At 65.2% G+C, this 24,169-nt stretch carries 25 protein-coding genes; 5 read left to right on the top strand and 20 right to left on the bottom strand.

What is annotated here, in order from left to right; all coding sequences use genetic code 11:
• Positions 1-195: 195 nt before the first annotated feature.
• Positions 196-915: a DnaJ domain-containing protein gene (locus tag XH92_RS21710; protein WP_194460979.1), complete on the bottom strand. Its 720-nt coding sequence runs from the start codon at positions 913-915 to the stop codon at positions 196-198.
• Between the two features lie 129 nt (positions 916-1,044).
• Between XH92_RS21710 and XH92_RS21705 the strand changes: the two genes are divergently transcribed.
• A complete protein-coding gene (locus XH92_RS21705) occupies positions 1,045-1,452 on the top strand; it encodes a DUF302 domain-containing protein (RefSeq protein WP_194460978.1) in 408 nt (135 codons plus the stop codon).
• A gap of 12 nt (positions 1,453-1,464) precedes the next feature.
• On the opposite strand, the gene XH92_RS21700 is transcribed toward XH92_RS21705, so the two are convergent.
• From XH92_RS21700 to XH92_RS21690, 3 genes are all read right to left on the bottom strand, one after another.
• Positions 1,465-2,205: a VWA domain-containing protein gene (locus XH92_RS21700; protein WP_194460977.1), complete on the bottom strand. Its 741-nt coding sequence runs from the start codon at positions 2,203-2,205 to the stop codon at positions 1,465-1,467.
• Positions 2,206-2,301: 96 nt separating this feature from the next.
• Entirely contained in the window at positions 2,302-3,243 is a 942-nt protein-coding gene (locus XH92_RS21695; RefSeq protein ID WP_194460976.1) for a S9 family peptidase, read from the bottom strand.
• Positions 3,244-3,564: 321 nt separating this feature from the next.
• Entirely contained in the window at positions 3,565-4,341 is a 777-nt protein-coding gene (locus XH92_RS21690) for a helix-turn-helix transcriptional regulator (protein WP_194460975.1), read from the bottom strand.
• Between the two features lie 103 nt (positions 4,342-4,444).
• Between XH92_RS21690 and XH92_RS21685 the strand changes: the two genes are divergently transcribed.
• Positions 4,445-5,530 (top strand): zinc-binding dehydrogenase, encoded by a 1,086-nt coding sequence (locus tag XH92_RS21685; protein ID WP_194460974.1) that lies wholly within the window; start codon positions 4,445-4,447, stop codon positions 5,528-5,530.
• A gap of 50 nt (positions 5,531-5,580) precedes the next feature.
• Here XH92_RS21685 and XH92_RS21680 read toward each other — a convergent pair whose 3' ends face one another.
• The gene (locus XH92_RS21680; RefSeq protein WP_194460973.1) at positions 5,581-6,504 is read right to left on the bottom strand and encodes a division plane positioning ATPase MipZ; all 924 of its coding nucleotides are present in this window, start codon (positions 6,502-6,504) and stop codon (positions 5,581-5,583) included.
• Positions 6,505-6,777: 273 nt separating this feature from the next.
• Between XH92_RS21680 and panC the strand changes: the two genes are divergently transcribed.
• Together panC and XH92_RS21670 are read left to right on the top strand one after the other, a co-directional pair.
• Complete coding sequence (gene panC, locus XH92_RS21675; RefSeq protein ID WP_194460972.1) at positions 6,778-7,629, top strand: pantoate--beta-alanine ligase; 852 nt, start codon at positions 6,778-6,780, stop codon at positions 7,627-7,629.
• A 146-nt stretch (positions 7,630-7,775) separates the two neighbouring features.
• The gene (locus XH92_RS21670; protein ID WP_194460971.1) at positions 7,776-8,522 is read left to right on the top strand and encodes a hypothetical protein; all 747 of its coding nucleotides are present in this window, start codon (positions 7,776-7,778) and stop codon (positions 8,520-8,522) included.
• A 40-nt stretch (positions 8,523-8,562) separates the two neighbouring features.
• On the opposite strand, the gene XH92_RS21665 is transcribed toward XH92_RS21670, so the two are convergent.
• The 5 genes from XH92_RS21665 to XH92_RS21645 all read right to left on the bottom strand — a co-directional run bounded on the left by XH92_RS21665 (position 8,563) and on the right by XH92_RS21645 (position 11,839).
• Positions 8,563-9,003 carry a DUF1489 family protein gene (locus tag XH92_RS21665; protein ID WP_050399784.1) on the bottom strand — a complete coding sequence of 147 codons (441 nt, stop codon included), beginning with the start codon at positions 9,001-9,003 and terminating at the stop codon, positions 8,563-8,565.
• Positions 9,004-9,130: 127 nt separating this feature from the next.
• Complete coding sequence (locus XH92_RS21660) at positions 9,131-10,066, bottom strand: hypothetical protein (RefSeq protein ID WP_194460970.1); 936 nt, start codon at positions 10,064-10,066, stop codon at positions 9,131-9,133.
• A gap of 153 nt (positions 10,067-10,219) precedes the next feature.
• A complete protein-coding gene (locus XH92_RS21655; RefSeq protein ID WP_094194249.1) occupies positions 10,220-10,423 on the bottom strand; it encodes a hypothetical protein in 204 nt (67 codons plus the stop codon).
• 217 nt (positions 10,424-10,640) lie between these two features.
• The gene (locus tag XH92_RS21650) at positions 10,641-11,009 is read right to left on the bottom strand and encodes a YidB family protein (protein WP_194460969.1); all 369 of its coding nucleotides are present in this window, start codon (positions 11,007-11,009) and stop codon (positions 10,641-10,643) included.
• Between the two features lie 176 nt (positions 11,010-11,185).
• On the bottom strand, positions 11,186-11,839 hold the full coding sequence (locus XH92_RS21645; RefSeq protein ID WP_194460968.1) for a glutathione S-transferase family protein: 654 nt from the start codon (positions 11,837-11,839) through the stop codon (positions 11,186-11,188).
• Between the two features lie 118 nt (positions 11,840-11,957).
• On the opposite strand from XH92_RS21645, the gene XH92_RS21640 reads away from it, so the two are divergent.
• On the top strand, positions 11,958-12,635 hold the full coding sequence (locus XH92_RS21640; protein ID WP_176530791.1) for a DUF599 domain-containing protein: 678 nt from the start codon (positions 11,958-11,960) through the stop codon (positions 12,633-12,635).
• A gap of 13 nt (positions 12,636-12,648) precedes the next feature.
• Here XH92_RS21640 and XH92_RS21635 read toward each other — a convergent pair whose 3' ends face one another.
• From XH92_RS21635 to XH92_RS21590, 10 genes are all read right to left on the bottom strand, one after another.
• Positions 12,649-13,527 carry a hypothetical protein gene (locus XH92_RS21635; RefSeq protein ID WP_194460967.1) on the bottom strand — a complete coding sequence of 293 codons (879 nt, stop codon included), beginning with the start codon at positions 13,525-13,527 and terminating at the stop codon, positions 12,649-12,651.
• Between the two features lie 176 nt (positions 13,528-13,703).
• The gene (locus XH92_RS21630) at positions 13,704-14,489 is read right to left on the bottom strand and encodes an aldo/keto reductase (RefSeq protein WP_194460966.1); all 786 of its coding nucleotides are present in this window, start codon (positions 14,487-14,489) and stop codon (positions 13,704-13,706) included.
• 74 nt (positions 14,490-14,563) lie between these two features.
• A complete protein-coding gene (locus tag XH92_RS21625) occupies positions 14,564-15,913 on the bottom strand; it encodes a cytochrome-c peroxidase (RefSeq protein WP_194460965.1) in 1,350 nt (449 codons plus the stop codon).
• 24 nt (positions 15,914-15,937) lie between these two features.
• A complete protein-coding gene (locus XH92_RS21620) occupies positions 15,938-17,629 on the bottom strand; it encodes a phospholipase C (protein WP_246788518.1) in 1,692 nt (563 codons plus the stop codon).
• A 314-nt stretch (positions 17,630-17,943) separates the two neighbouring features.
• Positions 17,944-18,828: an alpha/beta fold hydrolase gene (locus tag XH92_RS21615; protein WP_194460963.1), complete on the bottom strand. Its 885-nt coding sequence runs from the start codon at positions 18,826-18,828 to the stop codon at positions 17,944-17,946.
• Between the two features lie 42 nt (positions 18,829-18,870).
• Entirely contained in the window at positions 18,871-20,283 is a 1,413-nt protein-coding gene (gene hydA / locus XH92_RS21610; RefSeq protein ID WP_194460962.1) for a dihydropyrimidinase, read from the bottom strand.
• The gene (locus XH92_RS21605) at positions 20,283-21,047 is read right to left on the bottom strand and encodes an aspartate/glutamate racemase family protein (RefSeq protein ID WP_194460961.1); all 765 of its coding nucleotides are present in this window, start codon (positions 21,045-21,047) and stop codon (positions 20,283-20,285) included. Before XH92_RS21605 ends, hydA begins: the two co-directional genes overlap by 1 nt.
• Entirely contained in the window at positions 21,044-21,835 is a 792-nt protein-coding gene (locus XH92_RS21600; protein WP_246788517.1) for a GntR family transcriptional regulator, read from the bottom strand. Before XH92_RS21600 ends, XH92_RS21605 begins: the two co-directional genes overlap by 4 nt.
• Positions 21,832-22,608, bottom strand: coding sequence for an aspartate/glutamate racemase family protein (locus XH92_RS21595; protein WP_194460960.1), 777 nt, complete (start codon positions 22,606-22,608; stop codon positions 21,832-21,834). Before XH92_RS21595 ends, XH92_RS21600 begins: the two co-directional genes overlap by 4 nt.
• Before the next feature lie 53 nt (positions 22,609-22,661).
• Positions 22,662-23,966 carry an MFS transporter gene (locus tag XH92_RS21590; protein WP_194460959.1) on the bottom strand — a complete coding sequence of 435 codons (1,305 nt, stop codon included), beginning with the start codon at positions 23,964-23,966 and terminating at the stop codon, positions 22,662-22,664.
• Positions 23,967-24,169: the final 203 nt, after the last annotated feature.

Genomic DNA, 24,169 nt, shown 5'->3' with positions numbered 1-24,169 from the left:
CCTTTTGCTTTGCAGGCAGCTGCCCGAACGACCGGCCTTTGCGCCGCGGCACAACCATGAAACTTCTCGTCAAGATTTTACGGTTAAGTTTTCCCGAAAGAACGATCGGCCACGCCGGACAGCGGCGGGCCAGACGGGGCATCAACCAGGAACGGAAGGCAGCTCTCGGCTGTGGCGTCAGTCGCGTAGCCGGAGTTAGAGATGCGTGCGAAGCAGAGTATCCTTGGCCTCGTTCACACGGGCAGCGAGATACGTCGAGCCCCCCTGGTCGGGATGCAGTTTCTTCATCAGGGTGCGGTGAGCCCGGCTGATGTCGTCACGCGACGCTCCCGGCTGCAGGCCAAGGATCTGATAGGCCTCCTCGTTCGTCATTTTGCCACTCGTCGCCGGGCGGCTCTGCCCCCCTGCCCGGTCGCCCTGTGCGTCCTGACGCCAGGCGGGAAAGCGGCGGTCCAGATAGCTTTCAAGTAGCGCGACGCTTTCGGCGTCGAAGCTCGGGACCATCGCCAGAAGCTGCGACAGATCGAACTCGTCGAGCATGCGGCCGGCCTGCGGTCCCGCCACGATCTGGCCCCTGAGCACGCCGCTGTCGTGATCGAGGCTCATGTCGAGATATTGCGAGCGTACCCGCGAGCTCTGTCCCTGATTGCGCGAACCGCCGAACATGCCGCCGAAATTGGGCAAGCCGGTGCTCCCGAACGGCGACCAGCCGAGCAGTCCGGCGCCGAAGATGCCGAGCGGGATTGCCACCGCCAGTTCGCCCCGCACGCCGGTGAAGGCCGCAACGGCAAGCGCAAGCACCCCGCCGCCGATCTTGATCGCACGCGCGAGCACGGCGGGATTGGCCGCACGGAACATCTGCAGCGCGGAATAAAGGACGACTACGGCGACGACGCCGGCGATCAGGGTTGGCATGCGCGGAATATAAGCGGCCCCGCGACAAAAAGCATGCGAAGCTTCGTCTCACCGGAGCGTGAAGGCGCATCGCGTGGCGCCGCCCATTGCGATTGAGTAGCCTGCGGCAAACTCGCTGGAGCAAGCCCGATGGCGATTGACGGACTGATCAGCCTTCGCAGTCATGTCGGGCCGCAGCAGACGGCCGACCGGCTCAAATCCGAATTGCAGGCGCGCGGGCTGACGTTGTTCGCGCAGATCGATCACGCCGCGGGCGCAGCCAGCGCCGGCCTTGCGCTCCGTCCGACCGAACTCTTCGTCTTTGGCAACGCGAAGGGCGGCACGCCGTTGATGCAGGCTGCGCAGACCATCGGGATCGATCTGCCGCTCAAGGCGCTGGTCTGGCAGGACGACGCCGGCGACTGCTGGTTCTCCTACAATGATCCGGCCTGGCTCGCCGGACGGCACGGCGTCGCGGAAACCACCGGACAGGTCACGGCCAACATGTCGGCGCTGCTCGGCGCGATTGCCAAAGCCGTGACGTCAGGCGGCGGCTGACCCGGCGGCCGCCTACTTCATCTGGCCGATCAGCTTGGCCGCGCCGCTCGTCGTCTTCGCCAGCTGCAGCAGCGCCTCGCGACCGCCGGCGGCATAGGCCGCGGCGGCGCGCAACAGCTCGCGGAGCTGTGCAGCCGCGCCGGGGTCGAACCTGCACCATGCGCCGCCGGTCAGCCGCGCGATCTCCCGGAACGTCTGCTCGGCGGTGCCGTCCGCGCCCTCCTGGAACATGAACACCGGCACCTTGAGCAGCCCGAGCTCACCGGCGCTGGCGCACAGCGCGTCGGCGTTCTCCTCCATCGCATCGCCCACGAACACGAGCGCGCGCACCCCTGCCGCAACCGCCTCGCGGCGGGTCTCCGACAACACCTTGCCGATCTGGGTGTTGCCGCCCTGGCAATCGATCTTGCTCATCAGCCGCGCGAGCTGCGCGCTGTCGGAGATCCAGCCCGAGGCGCGGCACTCGTTGAAGCCGCGATAGTAGACGAGACGGATATCGAGGCTGCCGAGCGAGCCGGCCTCGCGGAACATGTCTGCCTGCAGCGTGCATGCCATGTCCCATGCCGGCTGCCGGCTCATCGTGGCGTCGAGTGCGAACACCAGCCTGCCGCGCGCGCCGGCGCGATGCGGCGACATCGCGCGCGCCTTCGCCACGAACGCGGCGATGTCGTTGGAGTTCGACGTCGGCACGCCAAGCGCATCGGCCGGGCGCACGTCGCTGCCGGATGTCGGTTTGATCGTCTTGCCAGCCATCAGCGCTTGCCTCGTACAGCAAACACTATGTGGGCCGCGGTATCGGATTGGTCAACGTGACGACCGCCTGCCCGGATCGAATCCGGGGCAGCCTCGTCAGTTCGTGACCGACGGGTCCTTCTTGGTCTCGGTCTTGGTCAGCGAGAGCGACTTCTTGACCTTCTCACCGAAGGTCAGGGGCTTCTCGACCGGCACGTAAAGCGAGACGGGACCCGGCTCCAGAATCTTCGGCGGCGCATTCCTGGTGTCGACCGCTGCGACATCGCTGTCGGTGTCGGCCAGGAATTTATCAAGCATCGCCTGGATCGAGTCCTTGGCCTTCTCGGGTCCGGTGTCGCGCATGTCGTTGTGCTGGAAGTTGGTGTTCACAACGGTGATACCGGCCTTCTCGCACTCCTCCTCGTCCGGCACCACGCCGGGATCGGGCTTGAACTGCTGATCATGCGAGCGGAACGACAGGATCTTGAACTTGCCGTCGGTCATGAACGGCACGCGCAGATTGTCCAGCGTGACGACCTTCTTGATCTCGTCAGGATACTGCTTGGCGAAATACATCGCGATGTCGCCGCCGTTGGAATGGCCGACCATCGTCAGCTTGCTGTAGTCGGCGTTCGGCTGACGCTTCTTCATCTCCTCGATCGCGAACTTGATGTTGGTGATGCCGCGCTGATACTGCGGCAGGCGCCCGACGTAGAGCTCACCGACCTTGGTCACCATCGGTCCATCCGACGGCAGGTCGTTCTGAATGCTGATCGTCAGATAGCCGCGCGCCGCGAACACGTTCGCGAGGAAGGAATATTCGGTAAATTTGACGGTATTACCATGATTGAGGATCGCAACCGGAAGCTTGATCATGCCAGCGTCGGCCTGCATCTCCTTGTCGAAGCGCACGGCAACGTCGACCGCGACCGGCCGCTCATCGCGGGTCGGATCCTTGAACATGAGAGTTTCGTGACGGATCGCCCACTTGCTCGCGGTGAAATAGGCACCCGTGATCACCACGGAGAGCGAAAGCAGAACGAGAATTCCACGCTTCATGACGTCCTCGAGGTGCCCGCCTTTGACAGGGCGATTTTGGCTGGAGGCTCTTCGGCCTCCTTGTGAGAATATATGTCACAGCGCCGTGACAGGAAGTCCAAATATTGTGGCTTCCGTGGCATAACGTTGTGCGTTGCACCTATACTTTGTGCAGTTGCACACGCCTTGCCATGACGGCTCGTGCTCTCCTCTACCCTTCGACGTCAGTTCCCAAGGTTGCGTTCGAGCCTTGGATCGACGTTGAGGGGAAACTGGATGCCGGCTGCTTTGTTCCGGCATTTTGGCGGTGCTGTGACCAAAATCACCGGAAAACCACGGATTTCAGCGAATTTCGGTGTAGATGATCAGTTTTAGGCCCGGATCGTCATTGGCCTGGAAGGTGGCGTACTCAAAGGTCAGCCGGCCGCGCTTGGGGTGGCTGAACTCCTTTCTACCGGCGACGCTGACGCTGACGTCGTGGGTCCCCCACCAGCCGTCGAACTCCGGACAGCCTTCGCGAAGCCGCGCCTGCAGATCGAGGAACGCCGGATCGCCGGCCCAGAGGTCGTGGGTCCGGCGGAACTGGGACACGATGCGGCGCGCCTCCTCGGGCCAGCTCGCGCCGAACAGCTGTCGGCTTTTAGGGTTCGTCAGCACGTAGATCAACGTATTGCGCTCGTCCTCGGGCAGGCGGCCGAAGGCAAAGACCTCCTCCGCGGCCGCGTTCCAGGCCAGCACATCCCATCGTCGCCCCGTGACATAGGCCGGCTGGTTGAGGCTTTCGACGACGCGACGGATCGCAGGCGGCACGGTCTCGGCGGTGAACGGGCGACGGTCGCCATCCCTGGCAAGCGCGCGCAGATGCGCGTGCTCGGCCTTGCTGAGGCGCAGCGCCCGCGCCAGCGCGTCGATCGTGGTGGCGGACGGGCTGACGGAACGGCCCTGCTCGAGGCGGATGTACCAATCGACCCCAATTCCGGCGAGCTCGGCCACCTCCTCGCGGCGCAGGCCGGGCGTTCGGCGCCTTCGCCCGGCCTGAGTGCCGGTGAGCTTGGGCGTCAGCCTCTGCCGCCGCGACCGCAGGAAATCACCAAGTTCGCTTTGCCGCGCAGTGGCCATCACCGGGCTCCTGAGTAGGTCTGACGATCCTAGGATAATACCAGGTCTTCCTGGGCGCAACGGAGCGCGGGATGATGCCGATCTCAGCAACGGATGAGACCAGATGAAAGCAGCAATCCTGAAATCGTTCGGCGCGCCGCTCGCGATCGAGGAGATTCCCGCACCCGTGATGGGAACGGGCGAAGTCCTCGTCGATGTGGCTGCGACGCGCGTACTGTCCTATGCCAACGAGGTCTTCAGCGGCGCGCGCAGCTACCTGCTCGAGCTGCCGGCCGTTCCAGGTCCCGGCGCGATCGGACGGGTGCGCGCCGTCGGGCCGGATGCCACCCATCTCGCCGCCGGCGATTGGGTGTACTGCGATCCGACCTTCCGCTCGCGCGACGACAGCATCTCGCCCGACATCACCCTGCAGGGCTGGAGCGCGCGCGGTGAAGGCGGGCTGCGCCTGCAGCGCCACTTCCGCCACGGCTCGTTTGCCGAGCAGACGCTGGTGCCGACCGAGAACGTCAAGCGGATCGGCACGATCGATCCGGCTGAGGCGCCATCATGGTGCGCGCTCGGCACCTGCCTCGTGCCCTATGGCGGCTGGCTGGCGGCGCGGCTGCAGCCGGGCGAGACCGTGCTGGTGAGTGGCGCCACCGGCAATTTCGGCAGCGCCGCGGTTGCCGTCGCGATCGCGATGGGCGCCGCCTGCGTTGTTGCGCCCGGCCGTAACGAGAAGGTGTTGGCCGATCTGGTCCGCCGCTTTGGCCCGCGCGTGCGCCCGGTCAGGCTTAGCGGCAACGAAGACGACGACCGCGAGCGCATGCGGCAGGCCGCGCATGGTCCGATCGACTGCGTGCTCGACCTGATGCCGCCATCGGTGACGACACCGACTGTCCGCGCAGCGATCATGACGGTGCGTCCCTATGGCCGGATCGTGCTGATGGGCGGCGTCGGCATGCAGGGCGGACCGGGGCTCGACCTGCCCTACCCATGGATCATGCGCGAATGCATCAGCATTCACGGTGTCTGGATGTATCCGCCGGAGGCGACCTTCGGCCTCGTCAATCTCGCCCGCGCCGGCCTGTTGCGGCTCGATCAATTCGAGGTCACGACCTTCGATCTCGACCACGCCAACGACGCGGTCGCGCATGCCGCCGCCAATGGCGGGCCGTTCAGGATGACGGTGCTGGAACCGAAGCGATAGGCCGGGAGCGCGCCGACACCAAGCCGGGCGCCCCTTCGTTCGAGAGCGGTCTAATTGCCGATGATGTCGTCGACTTCCAGCGGCTTGTCGACCTGGCTGAACCACTCGGCCCGGTTGGCGGCGCGGCGGCGGCCGCGCTCGTCGAGCGGCAGCTTGAGCTGGCGCAACAGGCCCGTCACCTCCTCGCGGGCGGTAACGTGCCCGAGGCTCGGGCGGGTGCCGAGCGTCGCCTCGTCGATGTCGTCGAGCGCGGTCAGCCCGCGCGGGAAGAATTCGCGATAGACCACCCGCTCGGCAAAGCCGTCGACCGCACGGAACCCGAGCCGCAGCGACAGCTGCTTCAAGCCGTCGGCGACCAGCTGCTTGTTGCGCGAGCCGAGCATCGACAGCCGGTTGCGCACGACGATCCAATCGGTCGAGGCACCGTCGAGCTGGCGGCGCTTGCGTCTGGTGTCGCGCACCATCTCCGCATAGTGGCTCTCGCCGATCACCGCATAGGTCGCGGGATCGACGGTGCCCAGCACGTCGAAATCGAGAAAGCTGTCGTTGATCGGCGTCACCAGCGTGTCGGCCATCGAATGCGCGAGCCGCATCAGGTAGCTGTCCGAGCCCGGGGTGTCGATGACGATGAAATCATAGGCACGTTCCACCGTGCTCACCGCGGCCATGAACTGCTGGAACTCGGCGTTCTCGTTCTCCTCGATCTGCATCGTCTCGCCGTACTTGATGCAGTAATGCGCGGGCAGTTCGAGATCGAGCCCGGAGCGCCGCGCCCAGGCCTCGCGATTGTTGATGTAGCGGGTGAAGCTCTGCTGGCGGCAGTCGAGATCGATGCTGGCAACGCGCTGTCCGGCCTTCAGGAGCGCAACGGCGATATGCAGGGCGGTGGTCGACTTGCCCGAACCACCCTTTTCGTTGCCCAGCACCACGACATGTGCGGAGCCAGATTGACCCTGACTAGCCTGCACCAACATGATTCAATCCCCGCAATGATCTTCAAATCGCGCACGGTCGCGGTCAAGTGAAATGCATCACCGCGACACGAAATCAATTGCAGCCGCCCTTAATGATGAATCGAACGCGCAAGCCGGCTGCGTCGATCGGCAGCACGCGGCCTGCGATCCATGCGCATGCGAGCTCGGGTAATGCTTGCGCGCGGTTTGCCGATAGCGGTTCGGACTTGGTAAGCTCCGCTACCTGCCGAACGCCAAACACCCCACCCAGATTGCCCCGCGAGTCGAGACCAGATGCCGAGAAATCCCACCGTCGTCCGTACCGTCCCTGCCCTTCGTCGCGCCGTCGACACCTTCCGCGCCAAGAAGGCGACCGTCGCGCTGGTCCCGACCATGGGTGCGCTCCATGACGGCCATGTGTCGCTGGTGCGGCTTGCCAAGCGCCGCGCCAAGCGGGTCGTGGTCTCGATCTTCGTCAACCCGACGCAATTTGCCCCCACCGAAGACTTCGGTTCGTATCCGCGCACCTGGAAGGAGGACGTCGCCAAGCTCGCCGCCGAGGGCGTCGACCTGATCTGGCACCCCGAGGTGAAAGCGATGTACCCCGACGGCTTCGCGACAAGGATCGTGCCGGAGGGACCGGCCACCGCCGGGCTCGAAGATCGGTTCCGGCCGCATTTCTTCGGCGGCGTCGCCACCGTGGTCGGCAAGCTGTTCACGCAGGTCCGGCCCGATGTCGCGATCTTCGGCGAGAAGGACTTTCAGCAGCTCCGGGTCGTCACCCAGATGGCCGCGGACCTCGATCTCGGCGTCAAGGTGATCGGATCCAAAACGGTGCGCGAACGCGACGGCCTCGCGATGTCCTCGCGCAACGTCTACCTCTCGGCGGAGGAACGCCGCACGGCCCCCGCGCTCAACCGTGTGATGAAGGAAGCGGCAGGCCGGTTGCGCGCCGGCGAGGACACCGCAGCCACGATGGCCGCCGGCGCCGCTGAGATCACCAAGGCCGGCTTCGCGCTGGATTATCTCGAGGTCCGCCACGCCGCCTCCCTGGCGCCGATCGGCTCGCTGAAGGACGGCCCGATGCGGATGCTGGTAGCGGCAAGGCTCGGCAGCACGCGCCTGATCGACAACATCGCGGTTTAAGGCACGATCCGGACAAGTGTGAAACGGTTCATGCGCAAACCGAATGCGAGCCTGTAATGAGGGCCTGGGCTCATCTGTGCGGCCGGGTCGTGCTTGCGCCGCACCCGTGACGCAGGGATGATCGCCGCATTCAGGGGCGATCGGGAATGATCAGGCATCTCATGCGAGGCATTCTTCTCGGCATCGCGCTGCTCGCCACCGGCGTGGCGCAGGCGCAGACCCGGCCGGCGATTGGCGGGGTCAATTCCGCGCCCGGCGCGATGATCTTCTACGTCGCGCATGGTGCGCCCGATGCCTGCGGCCCGGGCTGCTCGGACTGGATCGCCGCCGAGGGCTCGGTGCAATGGGACACCTACAAGCGGCTGCTGGCGATCCTCGACCGGCAGGCAGGACGCAAGCTCCCGGTGGTCATCAATATCAAGGGAGATTCCAACCTCAATGTCGCCTCCAGCCTCGGCCGGATCCTGCGCGACCGCGGGATCGATGCCGCAGTCGCGGCGACGGAGGTCGAGGCCTGCAACGGCAAATCCGAGGAGGAATGCTTTGCGCTCAAGCGGCCCGGCGGACCGCTGGACGCGAAGGAGAAGCCGTCCGGCATTGCCTGCGATCTTGCCTGTGTGCTGGTGCTGTCGGGCGGCGTGCATCGCAGCCTGCCGCCGGGCAGCCGCGTCGTGCTGAGCGGAATGGCGATCCACAACCGGCTCGCGCCCAACGTCTCGGCCGAGCATCGCGAAAGCCTGACCTCGATCTTCACCGACCAGTTCCGGCGCTATCTCGGCGAGATGGGGATCGATCACGAACTGCTCGACGTCGCCGTCAGCAATGCGGGGGGCGGTCGCTATGTCGAGATACCGGCGTCCGAATGGGGCCGGCTGCATCTTGTCACTCAGTAATTGCGCACAGCAATCCGATTGCTCACAGCAATCCGATTGCTCATAGCAATCCGAGGTCGCGCAATTCGCGGCGCATGGGTTCCGGCATCGACGCCACGCTGGCGGCGCTCGACTTGGTGAGATCCGCTGGTGCGGAGTCCGCAGTCAGATAGCGCCAGCCCTGGAACGGCCGCATCGGCCGCGGCGAGACAGCGATCACCTTGGGCTGCATCACGATGCGGCAGCGGCCGATGCCGTCCTTGTCGCGGAACGGCTCGATCGCGATGATCTTCTCGCGCGCGGCGATCTCGCCGCGGATCACCCAATACAGCGACCCGCCGGCGAGGATCTCCTCCTCGCGCTTCGGCGTCATCCGCGTGATGTGGACGTGACGGAGCGGCAGGCCTTTTTTCTTCGCGGTCGCCATCCGTTCGGCGACCCAGCCCTTGAGTTCCTTGACCGAGTCGCAACCGACGGCGAGCTTGATGAGATGAAGCGGCATGCGCCGGATGTAGCCGCCGGCGAGCGCTTTGGAAAGGGACCGATAGCGGCGGCAGTGGATATCGGGACTTACCGCACCGAACAGCGCAATGATGACGGCTCAAGCCGTCATCATGCTCGGTACACGCTTAATCCTGGCTCGCAGCCGCCGGCGCGCTCGCCGCGGCAGGGGGCGCCGCCGCCGGCGCGATCTGGACCGGGCGCTTTGCTGCGGGCGGCCGCTTCGGGGCAGCTGGAGGTGCCGCGGCAGCGCGTGCGGCCGGCGGCGAGGCCGCCGCGGCAGGCTTCGCCGGTTCGGGCGTCATGATGCTGACCGGCGGCGTCGACGACGCGCTCGGAAACTCCGCATTGGTCGGCTTGCCGGTGGGCATCGACGGCGGCAACGCCGCGACCAGGCCATTGGCGGCCGCGGCCTGCGCGCCGGCTGGGGCGTTCCAGGACGCCGCGTAGCGCGTGACCAGGTTCTCGTAGGTCCGCTCGTTCATGTTGTTGATGATCTGATGGTTGTCGCCAAGCGAGCGGAACGCGGGGCACGCGGTCGGGGTGCAGTGGTCCCGCGCCATCAGTGCGTAGGCCACCAGACCGTAGCGGTCGTGCTCGATGGCGCGGCGCAACGCCTGCAATTCGGTGGTCGAATTGCGCTCCGCGGTTGCGAGGTCGCCGAGCGCGGTCAGGCGCGAGATCTGCGTGGCGGCATAGCTGACCGCCGCCGCGGCCGTGTCGGACGAGCCGAACAGCACCTTCTCGCAGGCATTGAGAACGGCGTCTCCGGCGAGGTCGTCGACGCAGGCCAGCGCCGGCGCAGTCTGGCTGGTAAATTGCGCCGTCCGCGTGTCGGCGGGCGCCGCCTGCCCGCCCGGCCCGAAGCCGCGGATCGTCGCGGCGACCGCAACCGCGATCGACAGCAGCGTAATGACGGTCAGCGCGCCGTTGGCGACGGATTTTTCCGCGCGCAGCAGCGTGACCAGAACGACGATCCCAAAGAAGCCCGCGGCGGCCAGCGTCAGCCACATCGGGAAGGTCGGTGAGCGCCAGATCTGGTCCAGCGAGGAAGCCCAATTCATGCGCGATGTCCCTCAACGCAGCGTAAGCACAACCAGCGACGGCGAACGCCGCCATCCCGACGTCCAACCTTCAGCACAATGGGTCTGCGAACAGGGCCTTTTGACGGCGACGGCGCGAAACCTGCACCAGCCGCCGCCTTGCGCACAGCGCGTTCAGGACAGCGCCAGCTGACTCTCCTTGGCCACCCGTTCGAAAGCTTCAGTCGAGCTCTTGATGCGATACTGGCAATCGTCACCCTCGGTCGGCAGCAGGCGGATCACCTCATAGGTGCCGCTGGCAGCGGGGCGCGCCACATTGCTGGCCGTGAAATAGACGATCTCGCCAATCGAGTACTTATGCTTCAACGCCCTCTCCATTTTTTTAGAGATTGCTGGCCGAGCTGACAGTCCCGATAGCTCAAGCCGGCATTTTGAGAACCCTGCGGCAAGCTAGCACATCGCACCGCCCCAAATCCAGCAAGATTGGGGCATGGCAAAGGTACGATTATTGCAGGTTTTTCAGAGCGATAGGCAGCAATTTACGTGCCAGCCGGAATTTGCCCGCCGACCTCGGCCGGAACCCGGTTCCACCGGCTCAGGCGGTATGCGGCAACTTTCCGTTCGGGCTTGCGCCGTCGACGGCAGCCGGAAGCTGCTGGGCCAGCACCTTGGACAGCTGGTCGACCGGAATGTTGAACTTGGCGGCGAGCTGCCTGACTGTGTCGCTGCCCAAGACCTCCTGGAGCTGCTCGGCGGTGATCGGCAGGTTCTGGCCGGTGCCGATCCAGGATTTGACCTGCTCGCCGAGGCCGGCCTGCTCGAGCTTGGCGACGATCGCCGACAGGCCACCCTGCCCGCCATTGCCCATCACCTGGCCGAGCACGACGGGGATGACCGCCGCCCCGAGCTGGCCAAGCATGCCCTTCAGCTCCGGCGAGTTCTCCAGGGAATCCAGAATGCCCATGGTCTAAGTCCTTTCACGACTTGCGAAACCGGTATTTCGGATTCGACGCCTTCGGCCCCGCGGCGTCAAGCCGCGATCTTTGTCGCCATTGTCACAATTCGGCAGTGCAAGAAGCGTTTTCGAGCGAAGTGGATGCCGGTTCGCGTGAAGAAAACGCGTCAAAACAAGAATCCAGGTCAGGCGTCCTCGAATCGAGCGATCCGCAGCGTCTCGGCGAGGCCATCGCGGGTCCATTCCTGGAACGCCGGAAGCTGCATCATGGCATCGACATAATGCTGCGCCTCCGGCTTCACCGGGATCGCGTAGGTGCGGAAGCGATGCACCACGGGCGCGTACATCGCGTCCGCCCCGGAGAACGCGCCGAACAGGAACGGGCCCTGCTTGCCGTAGCGCGCGTAGCAGTCGGCCCAGATCTCCTCGATCCGCGCCACATTGGCCCGCGCATCGTCCGACAGCGCGACGGCGCGGATCGGCCGGTGCAGGTTCATGCCGCATTCGCCGCGCAGCGGCACGAAGCCGGAGTGCATCTCCGCCGAGATCGCGCGGGCATGCGCGCGCGCGGCGCGATCCGACGGCCACAGCTTCGCCTCGGGAAACTTCTCGGCGAGATATTCGATGATCGCCAGAGAATCCCACACGGTGATGTCGCCGTCGATCAGCGTCGGCACCTTGCCGGCCTTGCTGAAAGAGAGGATGCGGTCCTTGTCGGCCTTGTCGGTGTAGAGCGGAACGAAGATTTCCTCGAACGGGATGTCGTTGGCACGCAGCGCCAGCCAGGGCCGCATCGACCATGACGAATAGTTCTTGTTGCCGATGACGAGCTTGAGCATGCCTGTGAATCCTGTTGCCTCGTCAGTTTGCCATAGTGCATTGCACGCGTTCAACCTGTACATGACGCGGGATGCATCGCGGCGCGGACCTGCCGCGTATTGACGAAGGAATGCACCAATGACCGGCTATTGGGTCGACATCCTAGCCGTCGGCTTCTTTGCGCTGGAATGGCTGGTCTATGCCATTACGCTGGAGCACACCGCCTATGGGCGCGACAGCCTGTCGGCGCGGATGCATGTCTATCGCGAGATCTGGGTCAGGAACCTGCTCAACCGCGATGCACGGATGGTCGACATGCAGATCATGGCTTCGCTTCAGAACGGCACCGCGTTCTTTGCCTCCACCAGCCTGATCGCGATCGGCGGCGCGCTGGCGCTGCTGCGTGCGACCAGTGACGCCCTCGCCGTGCTCGGTGCACTGCCGGTCAACCTGACGCCCTCGCCCGCTCTGTGGGAGATCAAGTGCATCGGGCTGATCCTGATCTTCATCTACACCTTCTTCAAATTCGCCTGGGCCTATCGCCTGTTCAACTATGTTGCGATCCTGTTCGGCGCGATGCCGCCGGCCGGCCAACGCGACACGCCAGAGGCCGAGGCTCACGTGATCCGCACCACGCGGCTGTTCGAGACCGCGGGCCGGCACTTCAATCGCGGCCAGCGCGCGTTCTTCTTCGCGCTCGGCTATCTCGGCTGGTTCGTCAGCCCCTGGGTGCTGTTCGCCACGACCGCCGCGGTCGTCATCGTGATCTGGCGCCGGCAGTTCGCCTCGAACGCCTGGCAGGCGATGGGAAGCTGAGACTTGCCCCGGCTCACGACGCAAAATCGCGCGGCGTGAAGTCGAGGTCGAGCACCTTCCATTCGCCGTAGCGATCCCGCGGCAGCATCGCATAAGGCTGGCAAGCCTGCAGCGCTTCGGTCGCGCCCTTCAGCAGCAGCGGCCCCTTTTCCGACGCGGTGGCCTCGATCAGCAACGGCGACGAGGCGAGCTTGCCGTCGGGCGTCATGAACACCCGGAGCTTGATCCTCACATCGTCGCTCATGCTCACCTTGGCCGGGAGTTTCAAGCAGGTCTTCAGGTGGCGCCGGAATTCCGCGGCCACGCTGGAGCCGACATCGGCCTGCTCGGTGGCCGCGGCGTCGAAATTATCCTTGCCGGGACCGGGACCCGACGGCGCATCGGCCGGCGGCTTCACCGAGATGTCGGGCGGCAAGCCGAGCATGACATTGTATTTGACGGACAAGTCGGGCTCGGGCTGCGCATAGGCAGGCTGTGACGGCGCCGGTTGCTGCGCCATTGGCTGCTGAGGCATCGGTGGTATCTGAGGCGCCGGCGGCGGCTCAACCGCGGCACGCTGCGGAGCCGGACTGGGCTTGGGCGCCGGCGACGTCGCCTGCTTCTGCGGCTGTGGCGCGGGCGACTGCGCTGCTGGTTCGGGCTTGGCGGAGTCCACCGGCTTGTCGAGCGACGGCAATTGCAACTCGGGGGTCGGCGACGGGCTCGGCACCGGATCGGGTTCGGCCTTAACCTCGCTCTTGGCGACCTCCTGCGGGGTCACGATCTCAACAGGCACCGTGTCAGCGGCGACGGGATCGAACTGATGCACCTCCGAATAAAGGAAAATCAGCGCGAGCAGCATCAGGTGCACGAACACCGACGCCAACATATCCGCGTTTGGCCGAAACTTCATCCCACTCGATCACATCAGTGTCGTCTCCCCGCCGGTCACAATACCGGCCGGAACCCGCCTGCCTCAATCCCCATTCGGTCCAGAACCGCAATCGGCCAGCGGGCAATAGCATGATCCGGGCCGCTGCCCAGCGATTTTCCGCGCAATGATGCCCGGGCAAGCGGCGCATCGGCCGATCAACGTGCGCCGGTACCAGCTATCGCGGAGATCTCGCGCATGTCCTCATCCGACAACTCGAAATCGAAGATGTTGATATTCTCCTGGAGCCGCTCGAGCTTCGAGGTGCGCGGGATCGCGGCGACATTCTGCTGCACCAGCCAGCGCAGGCAGACCTGGGCAGGCGTCTTGCGATAACGGTCGCCGATCCGCGCCAGCGCGCGGTCGCCCTTGACGCGCCCTTTCGCGATCGGGCTGTAGGCGACGAATGCCATGCCATGGCGCGTGCACGCCCCGATCACATCGGCCTGGTCGATATAAGGGTGGTACTCGACCTGATCGCAGGCGAGCGGCTCGGGACACGCCGCCACCGCCTCCTCGATCAGCGTAACGTTGAAGTTCGAGATCCCGATATGCCGCGCCAGGCCCGCCTGCCTGACCCGCGCCAGCGCGCCGAGCGTCTCGGCGAGCGGCACGTGCGGATGAGGCCAGTGCAGCAGCAACAGATCGATCTCGGTCATCCGCAGCCGCGCCAGGCTCTCCTTGGCGGACCGTTCGAGATCCTTCGCCATGAAATGCGTGGTCCAGATCTTGGTGGTCAGGAATACGTCGTCGCGCTTGACGCCGGAGGCGCGCAGCCCCTCGCCGACCTCGCGCTCATTGTCATAGATCTGGGCGGTGTCGATGTGCCGGTAACCGAGCCGCAGCGCCTGCTCGACGATGCGGGCGCAAGTCCGCCCGCGCAGCTCCCATGTGCCGAGCCCGATCACGGGGATTCTGGCGCCGTTGCCTTCGACGACATTCATGCCGCCCACTATGCGCGCATGGCGAGGACCTGCCAACTCACCTATGGGTTCCGCCGGTGAGCCGTTGCGACCACTCAATGTTCCGGCTGGTAACCGTCGGTCAGCGTCCTCAGGAAGGCGATGATGTCGGCCTCATCCTGCGCCGTCATCGCCGGCGTGTCGCCGAGATGGCGCTCGAACGGCGGATCGCTGACGTCGACATTGCCGTGATACTTTTCCGGAAGGTCATCGTACTTGCGCACCGTGCCGTCGGCGCCGCGGGGAAACACCTTCTCCGGATTGGTATCGCGGAAGTTATAGAAATCGAGCACCTGCTCGAGGCTCGTGAACACGCCGTTGTGGAAGAACACGCGGCGCGTCGCGGTGTTGCGCAAGGTCGGCGTCAGAAACATTCCGCAATATTGGGTCTGCTCGGCAATGTCGGTGCGATACGGGCCGCAGACCCCGAGATCGAAATGCTCGGGATCGCGGTTGCTTGCGAGCGCGGCGTTGCGCGGAGCGCCAAGCGCCTCATACTGATGGTCGGTGAACAGCGGCGGCAGGCCGTCGCGGGTCGGCTGCGACGTATGGCAGCCGCCGCAATTGGCCTTGTCCGGATCGTTGAACAATTGCAGGCCGCGCAGCTCGCTGTCGCTCAGCCGCGTCTTGCCTTCCAGCCAGTAGTCGAACTTGCTGGTGTAGGGATGGAAGCTCGGCTCCTCGACCTGATAGCGCGCGACCGCGAACATCGCCTCCGCGACCAGAAGCCGCGTATTGTCGAACACCTGAGCGCCGAACAGTTCGGCAAAGCGTGGGGCATAGCTCGCCTTGCGCAGCTTCTGCGCCACCACCTCGATGCTGCCGCCATCCATCTCGTTGGGATCGAGTAGCGGGAAGATCGCCTGGTCCTGGAGCGTATCGGCGCGGCCGTCCCAGAACAGTCCGCCCTGCGGCACGATGTTGACCGCCGACGCCGCAGTCCCGGTCGCGACCTTTTTCGCACGCGTAGCCTGCTGGCCGGCCGCGGCCAGTTGCGCGAAGTCGACGACGTTGTCGTCCTCGTCCTTTTCGGGTCCGATGCTGAAATTCGGCTGGCGCTCCAGATAGGTCAGCCCCGGAACGGCGCGCGTCCCCTGCCGCGATTGCGCGGGCCCGCCGAACATCACCGCCGCATCGTTGGGCGGACCGTAGGCGTGGTCCGGACTGTGGCAGGACGCGCAGGACAATGCGCCTGATGAGGACAGCGACGCGTCGAAGAAGATCTTCTGGCCGAGTTGCGCCATGCCGGACAGCGGGGCGACCGGCGGACGCCTGAGCTGCACCGGGTTCGGATTGGTCCCCGGAAGCCCTTTCGTCGCCGGAAGTCCTTGGGTCTCCACTGCCGCAACGGCGCCGGCCATGCAGAGCAGGCCGGCACCGAGAAGCCACAAGATGCGGCCGTTCATATGACGTCCAGTGATCCGAGAGCCTTAGTGATGGTGATGATCGTCAGAGCTGACGACAACCGTGCCGGCGGTCGGATCGAGGAACAGCTTGTTCGCCTGATCGTCGCGGTCGTGATCATGGCCATGGTCGAAGTCGAACATGTCCGTGATCGATTCGACGCTGTCGTCGAACGAGCCGCCGCCGAGACGCTGGCCGTGCAGCCAATTGTCTTCGATGAAGCGCACGACGGACGCCTGCGAGATGCGCGTGTGGCTGACGAAGTTCTTCTTGGCGAAAGGCGAGATCACGATGAACGGCGTCCGCGTGCCGGGACCGCAGCGGCCGTTCACGGGCTGGCCGTTGAGGCCCTTCGGCTGCGTCTGCTTGCCGATGCCGCGGCCGCACTGGCCGGGACCGTTGACCTGGTCGGCGGTCGGATCATACGAGGCGCTGATCGGCGCAGTGTACTGGTGGTCGTACCAGCCGTCGGAGTCGTCATAGGTGATGATGACCGCGGTCTCGCCCCACTCCTTCTGCTTCTGCAGGAAGTTGATCAGCTCGACATTGCCGGCCTGCTCGTCGAGCGGATCGGAGTTGCCGGGATGACCGTCCTGATAGGCCGGCATCTTGATGTAGGAGACGGCCGGGAGGTTGCCGGCCTTAACCGAAGCATAGAAGTCCTCGAGATCGTAGGCGTGATTGGCCGGATCGAGCGTCTTGCTGCCGGGCACGTAGGTGTGGCCGATCGCATTGACCGAGATCGGTCGCGCATGGGTCGGGTTGGCGGTCGACTTGTAGTACTGGAACCAGGCGTGGTGCGGGATGTAGTCCACGATGGTGCCGTTGACGTTGCTCGAGAACGTGCTGCGGCCGCAATTGGTGGTGCCGTTGCTGTTCTTGAGCGTCAGGTCGAAGCCGCCCATGAAGCTGCCCCAGCTGATCCGCTCGTCATTGAGCAGGTCGCCGATGTTCTTGCTGGTCATCAGGACCTGGCTGGTCGTGCTCGAGCAGGAGTCGTAAGCCGGGTCGGTATCGCCGATCAGCGTCAGGCCGCCCTGCCCGTCGGCGATCGACGACGACGTGCCGACGATGTTCTGCGCACCGTTGGTCTGGCCGGACACCACTTCGAGCGCGCCGGGCGTCGACGGACCGAAGGTGTCGGTCCAGTTGTTGTCGCTCATCGCGAAGTTCTGCGCGTAATTCCAGAACGCGGTGACGGTGTTGCCGTCGAAATAACCCATCACCTGCCCGTTGGTGCCGAACGCGCCGACGCCGCCTGCGGTGCCGCGACCGGTGAACTCCGGAAACAGGTCTTCCTTGCCGTTGTCGACAGCCTGCTGCTCGGGCGTATAGGCGTGATTCTGCGAGCGCGTGTTGGCCTGCGTGCGGTCGAGCCGGAACGGATTGGTCGCGCCCGTACCGTTGGCCGCATTGAGGTTCGGGTTGTTGGTCAGCAGATTGGCGCTGACAAGGTTGTTGACCTTCGGCGTATGCGGCTTCGCAATGAACGGAATCGAGCCGGTCGGATTGGCCGCGTTCGGGTACGTTGCGAAATAATGATCGAACGAGCGGTTCTCGTTGAAGATGACGACGAGATGCTTGATTGGAGTTGCCGTCTGAATGTCGTGCGGATGACGATGATCGCGGTCATGGTCATCTTGCGCAGCCGGAGCGCTGCTCGCGATCGCTGCCGCGATCAGACAGAATCCGACCGTTGAAAGGAATTTCGCCTTCACTGCTTGCCCCATTTTTTAAGGATTTATGACGTCGATATGCGACACATTAGCCAGCGCGCGTAACAGCTCTGTGTCGGTTTTGCGATTGACGCATCATCGCAACGTGATCGTCGCGCGTTCGATTTTACGCGGCGGTTGCGGCGTGAGCGAACGGATGTTGAATCGATGTCATCGAATCGATCGCGATCTCAATGACGCCGGCACGGGCGTCATGACGAGACCTGCTCTCGCGCGTATCGCATCTTCATGTACGCACGATGCGCGACGATACCCGTAGTCGCGCAGTTCAATGCGACCTATTCGGCCGAAGCCACCTAGTCCTTCATCCCCGTGATCGAGGCACTCACCGCGCGCGGATCGCGCTGCGGCCAGCGGCCGCTTTCGACCTGCGACAGGAAATCGCCGACGATGCGGTTGTATTCGTCGGGCTCCTCGATGTTGATGGCGTGGCCGCAGTTCGGCATCACCGCGAGCGCGGCCGACGGAATGCTCTGCTTCATCAGAATGCCCGGCAGCAGGCACGGCCAATCCTCGTCACCGGTGATGATCAAGGTCGGGACCGTGATGCGCTTCATCTCGTCGACCAGCGTGTAGAGCGAGGGGCGCTCCTTCTGCACGCCCTGCTGGGTGTTCGCCGATCCCACCGCCGAGTGCTCGGCCAGCATGGATTTGAACTCGGCGTGGCCGCGCGGGTCCTTGTTCTCATACTGCACGCGCGTCGGGCCATAGGCGTAGCGCTCGGCGAACGCCGGCATGCCTTCCTTGCGGATCATGCCCGCGATCACGTCGGCCTCGGCACGAAACGTCTCGCGCTTGTCGAGCTCGGCGCCATAGCCGCAGCCGCCGATGCACAGCGACAGCGCCCGATCAGGGTGACGCAATCCGAAATGCAAGGTCGCAAAGCCGCCCATCGAGAGGCCGACTACATGCGCCTTCGGCACGCCGATGTGATCGAGCACGGCCAGGATGTCGTCGGCGGCGCGCGCCTGCGAATAGGACACGACCTGCTCGGGCACGTCGGACGGCGGAAAGCCGCGCGCATTGTAGGCGATGGTACGGAAGCGCTTGCCGAAATGCCGCATCTGCGGCTCGTAGCTGCGCAGGTCGCCGGCGAATTCATGGACCAGGATCAACGGATGGCCGGATCCGGTCTCTTCGAAATAGAGCCGCACGCCGTCATCTGTTGTCGCGTAGGGCATGGTGGTCTCCTGCCTTCTGGTTCGCGGGTTACTTCCTTCGTATCACGGAATGGTTGCGGCAGACGGCGGCTTGGCGCGCGGCAGATATGTGCCGTGCTCCTTGCTGCCGACAAGAGTACCGTCGTCGACGACCACCTTGCCGCGCACCATGGTCATCACCGGCCAGCCCGTGACCTCGAGTCCTTCATAGGGCGTGTAGTCCGAGCCGTCGTGGATCAGCTCGTGGCGGATCGTCACCTTGCGCTTGGGGTCCCACAGCGCGATGTCGGCATCGGAGCCGACGGCGATCGTTCCCTTGCGCGGATAGAGGCCGTAGATCTTGGCGTGATTGGTGGCGCTGAAGGCGACGAAGCTGTTGAGGTCGATGCGGCCCTTCACCACGCCCTCGGAGAACAGGATCGGCAGCCGCGTCGCCACGCCGGGGATGCCGTTCGGCACCCAGCGGAAGCTGGTGCGCCCCTTGGGCGCGAGCTTGCCTTGCGGGTCGTCGTAGCGGAACGGGCAATGGTCCGACGAGAACACCGAGAACACTTTCTGCTGCAGGCCTTCCCAGCACGCCTGCTGGCTCGCGACATCGCGCGGCGGCGGCGAGCAGACGTACTTTGCGCCCTCCATGTTGAGCTGATCGAGGTCCTTCTCGGTCAGGACAAGGTATTGCGGACAGGTCTCGCCCATCACCCTGAGGCCCCGCTGCTGCGCGCGCCGGATCTCCTCCATCGCCCCGCGGTTCGAGACATGCACGATCATGATCGGCACGTCGACGAGTTCGGACAGCGAGATCGCGCGATGGGTGGCCTCGCGCTCGACCGGGATCGGCCGCGAGGTCGCGTGGAAGCGCGGCGCGGTGTTGCCGGCGCGTTCAAGCCGATCGGTCAGGAAGCGGATCGCGTCGAAATTCTCCGCGTGCACCATCAGCATCGCGCCGGTCTCGCGTGCCACCGACATGGTCTCGAGCAGCTCGCGATCCGACAGCGCCAGCCCCTCATAGGTCATGAAGACCTTGAGCGAGGTGTAGCCGTCCTCGACCAGCGCCGGGAGCTCCTGGCCCAACACGTGCTCGGTCGGATCGGTGACGATGAGATGGAAGGCGACGTCGACATGGCATTCGCCTTCGGCCAGCGAATGATAGTGCTTCAGCGCCTCGCGCAGCGTCTGCCCCTTCTCCTGCAGGCAGAACGGCAGCACGGTGGTGTTGCCGCCGAACGCCGCCGAGCGGGTGCCGCTGGCAAAGCCGTCGGCCATCATGATGCCGTCGCCCGACGGCTGGGCGAAATGGACATGGCTGTCGATGCCGCCGGGCAGCACCAGCCGGCCGGTGGCGTCGATGATCTCGGCCGCATCGCCGAGATCATGACCGAGCGCCGTGATCTTGCCGTCGCGGATGCCGACGTCGCAGGCAAAGGTGTCGGCAGCTGTGACCACGGTGCCGCCGCGGATGATGGTGTCGAAGGACATCAGTTTGTCCCCTCTTTCGATGAGCGATGTTCGATAATGGCGGCAAGCGGCCCGGCGAGCCCGATCGTCGGTTTCGGATCGGGCCGCCGGAAGGTACCGGCGACCGCCTTGCGCGGCTTGAGCACGGCAAGCGTCTCCGCCTGACGCACGGCGGCAGCAACCGGATCGACCACGGGCACCGGAATGCGGTCGCGGACCTTTGCGGCAAGCCCGGCGAGCGGCGCGCCGGACAGGATGACAACGTCGGCGCCGTCCTGCGCGACCGCCTGGTTGGCGAGCGCGACCAAGAGCTCTTCCTTCTCGGCCTGCACGTCGGAGATCGACTGGAAGCTGCCGTCGAGCGTGCGGATGCCGGCGCAGCGCGCGGCGAGCCCGTGCATGGCGACGCATTCCTCGTACCAGGGCGCCAGCGCCCCGGCGAAGGTCACGATGGAGAATCGCCGGCCGAGCATGCAGGCGGTGAGCATCGCGGCCTCGGCCAATCCCACCACGGGAAACGCAAACAGCTCCCGCGCACCGAACAGGCCGGGATCGCCGAACGCGGCGATGATGGCGGCGTCGATGCCGGGGCCAGCCTCGGCCAGCATCTCCAGCGCGATCGCACCGCCGATCTGCGCCTCGGCACGGGTCGCAATATAAGGCACGCCGCGCGTCGCGGTGGCAGGCACGAGCTCGGTGCCGGCTGATGCCACCTTGCTGCCGGCGGCGTGGAGCAGGTCGGTAACCGCCGCTGTCGTGTTGGGATTGAGCAGCAGGATCTTCATGACACAGCGTTCCTCGTCTTGCGGCCACGCGGCCTTGCGGGAACGTCCGGCGCCGCAGCTTCATCCCCCTTGCCATCCAGCGTCTCGGCCACGATCTCGCCGGTGCGGCGCACGTGGTGGGCCAGAATCTGCCCGGCCCGCGCCGCGTCCCGGCGCCTGAGCGCGGCCAAGATCTCCTGGTGCTCGCGCACCGATTCATCCCAGCGCCCAAGCACCGACAACGCGAAGAAGCGCGCCCGCTCGGCACGCGCCAGCAGCGCCTCATGCGTCGCCTTCAGCACCGCGTTGCGCGCAAAACCGACGATCGCCGAATGGATCTGCTGGTTGGCCTGGAAATACTCGCGCAGCTCGCCGCGGCCGTGATGCCATTCGATCTTGTCCTGCAGCGCATCCAGCCGTTCGAAGTCGGCGTCCTCCATGCGCAGTGCGGCGAGTTCGGCGGCGCAGCGCTCGATGCCGCTGACCGCCTCGAACAATTCGGTCAGCTCGGCACGGCGGAACGGCGCCACCACGGCGCTGTGGTTGAGCCTGAGCTCGACCAGGCCCTCGTTCGCCAATTGCTTCAGCGCCTCGCGCAGCGGGGTCCGCGAAATGCCGAGCGCATCGGAGAGATCCGCCTCTCCCAGCGATTGCCCCGGCGCCAGCTCGCCGCGCACGATCATGGTGCGCAGCCGCGCCGCGGCCTGCTCGTGCAGTCCGACCCGCGGCACACGCAGGCGGCGCCGTTGCAGCGCCGTGATCGCGCGCTTGGGTTCCTTGCTCCGTCTGATCGGTTTGGCTTCGGTCACCGCACGCCTTTATTATTCTGATTGGAGCTCGCGGTCGCCGCGCGAAGATCGGGGTTCGTGAACAGGCTGCCCCAGCCGTGCACGCGCGACGGATCGCAGCCCGCAGCTGTGAGACATGCCCACAGCGTCACCGCGATCGAATCCAGCACCGGCACGCCAAAGCCGCGCTCCAGCCGCTCTGCGGCACCGGCGCCGCGCATGTTGGTGCAGAGAACGACGGCGGCATCGCAACCCTCGCGCACTACTTGCTCGATCAGCCCCGCGACCTCGGTTTCGCTGACCTCGGCAAACGAGAAGTTGTCCTGCAGCGACAAATGCCGTTCGGCGAAGCAGTGCAGCCCCGCCGAATTCCAGTTGCCGATGATCCTGTCCTGTACGTCCTGGCGGTACGGCGTCACCAGCCCGATGCGCTGGGCGCCGATCCGGCGCAGCAGGTCGCGATAGGCCAGCACCGTGGTGCAGGCCTTGGTCCCGGTTGCCGCCGTGATCTGCTCGCACAGGCTCTCGTCGCGATCGAAGCCGAGCCAGCTTGCCGAGGTGCCGTTCCAGGCGATGACATCGACCTTGGCATGGGCGAGCAACTCGGCTGCGCGAAGAATCTCGGTGGCGTCGAACTGGCGTAGCGCCTGCTCCGACAGCGCGATCTCCGTCACCTTGAAGCGCGCGAAATGCGCGGTGACGTCGTCGATCCCACCGAGCATCGCATAGGTGATCGGCTCGAGCGCGGTATTCGACGACGGCGTCAGCATGCCGAGCCGGATAGGATGTGTCATTCGCGAGGCCTCATCAACCGGCCGAACCCTTCGCAGGATTCGGCCGTCTGGTTCTAGACCGGGAGCTTGCGGCTGTAGTCGATCAGGGTCGAGCAGATCAACAGCGCAATGCCCGCGGCAGCAAAATACATCAGCGCGAGGAAGTAGGAGCCGGTGGCCTGTACGATGAAGCCGACGATCAACGGGGTCGTGATGCCGGCGATGTTGCCGCCGAGATTCATGCAGCCGCCGAGGAAGCCGGACTTGCCGCGGCCCGCCAGCGCCGACGGAATCGCCCAGTACATGCCGCACCAGCGCAGGAAGAACAGCGTCGTCGAGAGCAGCACCACGACCACAACAGGGTTGGTGACGTAGGCGACGAGGAAGATCGACACGGTCGCCATGATCGCAGCGATGCCGAACAGGGTGCGGAACACGGTGTTGGGCGCCCCGCCTCGCGCACGCCAGCCATCGCCGATCCAGCCGCCGACCAGTTCGCCGACGAAGCCCGCGAAGAAGATGATGAAGGATGCGCCGCCGAGCGCCTTGATGTCGAAGCCGTGCACCTTGAACAGATAGGTCGGCATCCAGGTCAACAGCCCGTAGAAGGTGGTGTTGAAGAACATCCAGCCGAGGCACATGCACCAGACCGAGCGGAAGCGGAAATAGGCCAGCCCGCTGGCGCCCGACGACGGCGGCGTCGCCGCGTCCTCGATCGCATGCGCCTCCTCCAGATAGCGCGCCTCGGCTTCATTGACCGACGGATGCTCGCGCGGCACGTTGCGGATGTAGTACCAGGCCCACAGCCCGCACAGCATGGTGCCGATGCCGGCGATCACGAAGGCGACGCGCCAGGAGCTGAACGCGGCCATCAGCCAGGCGATCACGATCGAGCCGAGCGCGGCGCCGAGCGGCGCGCCGCCGTCCAGCAGCGTGGCGCCGCGGCCGCGTTCGGTCTGCGTCATCCAGATCGCGTTGAGCTTGCCGCCGGCCGGATAGATCGGTGCCTCCGACGCGCCGAGCCCGAGCCGGGTCAACAGCAGCAGCATCCAGCTGGTGGACAGCGCCGCCAGCGCCTGGAAGAAGCCCCAGAACAATGTCGCGAGAGCGATCACGATGCGCGGCTTGAAGCGGTCGGCGAGCATGCCGCCCGGCACCTGCATCAGCGCATAGGTCCAGAAGAACGAGCTCAGGATCAGGCCCTGCATCGCCGGATCGATGTCGAACTCCTTGGCGATGACGGGCATTGCGACCGAGAGCGAGGCGCGATCGATATAGTTGATCGAGATCAGGAACAGCATCAGCAGGAAGATCTTCCAGCGCACGCCGGAAGGCTTCGCCGTATCTGCCATTGCGATGGTGGACACCTGCTCGCTCATTGCACGCTCCTCTGCCGGCAGATTGTTGTTTGCCCCTGGCGCGACCTTCGTCATCGAAGGTCATTGGCCCTCTCCTGCCCCGAGCAAAGTCTGCTTCAAGGCGGCCGACGCGACAAGCACATTTTGCATTCTGCATGCAACTTTTTATAATAGATTGATATGTATATATATTTTCTAATCATTGAACAGCGATTGAGCAGCCG

The sequence above is a fragment of the Bradyrhizobium sp. CCBAU 53421 genome, assembly GCF_015291625.1.
Taxonomy (GTDB): Bacteria; Pseudomonadota; Alphaproteobacteria; order Rhizobiales; family Xanthobacteraceae; genus Bradyrhizobium.
The sequence above is the reverse complement of the archived record's forward strand: the minus strand, read 5'-3'. Positions and strand labels throughout refer to the sequence as shown.

What these genes read in the sequence shown, in the direction of transcription:
- XH92_RS21665 (WP_050399784.1), bottom strand. Translation starts at nt 9,003, where the DNA reads ATGCCGCTTCATCTCATCAAGCTCGCCGTCGGTTGCGACTCGGTCAAG.
- panC (WP_194460972.1), top strand. Translation starts at nt 6,778, where the DNA reads ATGCCGAGAAATCCCACCGTCGTCCGTACCGTCCCTGCCCTTCGTCGC.
- XH92_RS21710 (WP_194460979.1), bottom strand. Translation starts at nt 915, where the DNA reads ATGCCAACCCTGATCGCCGGCGTCGTCGCCGTAGTCGTCCTTTATTCC.
- XH92_RS21695 (WP_194460976.1), bottom strand. Translation starts at nt 3,243, where the DNA reads ATGAAGCGTGGAATTCTCGTTCTGCTTTCGCTCTCCGTGGTGATCACG.
- XH92_RS21670 (WP_194460971.1), top strand. Translation starts at nt 7,776, where the DNA reads ATGATCAGGCATCTCATGCGAGGCATTCTTCTCGGCATCGCGCTGCTC.
- XH92_RS21680 (WP_194460973.1), bottom strand. Translation starts at nt 6,504, where the DNA reads ATGTTGGTGCAGGCTAGTCAGGGTCAATCTGGCTCCGCACATGTCGTG.
- XH92_RS21650 (WP_194460969.1), bottom strand. Translation starts at nt 11,009, where the DNA reads ATGGGCATTCTGGATTCCCTGGAGAACTCGCCGGAGCTGAAGGGCATG.
- hydA (WP_194460962.1), bottom strand. Translation starts at nt 20,283, where the DNA reads ATGTCCTTCGACACCATCATCCGCGGCGGCACCGTGGTCACAGCTGCC.
- XH92_RS21685 (WP_194460974.1), top strand. Translation starts at nt 4,445, where the DNA reads ATGAAAGCAGCAATCCTGAAATCGTTCGGCGCGCCGCTCGCGATCGAG.
- XH92_RS21605 (WP_194460961.1), bottom strand. Translation starts at nt 21,047, where the DNA reads ATGAAGATCCTGCTGCTCAATCCCAACACGACAGCGGCGGTTACCGAC.
- XH92_RS21590 (WP_194460959.1), bottom strand. Translation starts at nt 23,966, where the DNA reads ATGAGCGAGCAGGTGTCCACCATCGCAATGGCAGATACGGCGAAGCCT.
- XH92_RS21625 (WP_194460965.1), bottom strand. Translation starts at nt 15,913, where the DNA reads ATGAACGGCCGCATCTTGTGGCTTCTCGGTGCCGGCCTGCTCTGCATG.
- XH92_RS21640 (WP_176530791.1), top strand. Translation starts at nt 11,958, where the DNA reads ATGACCGGCTATTGGGTCGACATCCTAGCCGTCGGCTTCTTTGCGCTG.
- XH92_RS21645 (WP_194460968.1), bottom strand. Translation starts at nt 11,839, where the DNA reads ATGCTCAAGCTCGTCATCGGCAACAAGAACTATTCGTCATGGTCGATG.
- XH92_RS21655 (WP_094194249.1), bottom strand. Translation starts at nt 10,423, where the DNA reads ATGGAGAGGGCGTTGAAGCATAAGTACTCGATTGGCGAGATCGTCTAT.
- XH92_RS21690 (WP_194460975.1), bottom strand. Translation starts at nt 4,341, where the DNA reads ATGGCCACTGCGCGGCAAAGCGAACTTGGTGATTTCCTGCGGTCGCGG.
- XH92_RS21595 (WP_194460960.1), bottom strand. Translation starts at nt 22,608, where the DNA reads ATGACACATCCTATCCGGCTCGGCATGCTGACGCCGTCGTCGAATACC.
- XH92_RS21635 (WP_194460967.1), bottom strand. Translation starts at nt 13,527, where the DNA reads ATGAAGTTTCGGCCAAACGCGGATATGTTGGCGTCGGTGTTCGTGCAC.
- XH92_RS21630 (WP_194460966.1), bottom strand. Translation starts at nt 14,489, where the DNA reads ATGAATGTCGTCGAAGGCAACGGCGCCAGAATCCCCGTGATCGGGCTC.
- XH92_RS21660 (WP_194460970.1), bottom strand. Translation starts at nt 10,066, where the DNA reads ATGAATTGGGCTTCCTCGCTGGACCAGATCTGGCGCTCACCGACCTTC.
- XH92_RS21615 (WP_194460963.1), bottom strand. Translation starts at nt 18,828, where the DNA reads ATGCCCTACGCGACAACAGATGACGGCGTGCGGCTCTATTTCGAAGAG.
- XH92_RS21705 (WP_194460978.1), top strand. Translation starts at nt 1,045, where the DNA reads ATGGCGATTGACGGACTGATCAGCCTTCGCAGTCATGTCGGGCCGCAG.
- XH92_RS21700 (WP_194460977.1), bottom strand. Translation starts at nt 2,205, where the DNA reads ATGGCTGGCAAGACGATCAAACCGACATCCGGCAGCGACGTGCGCCCG.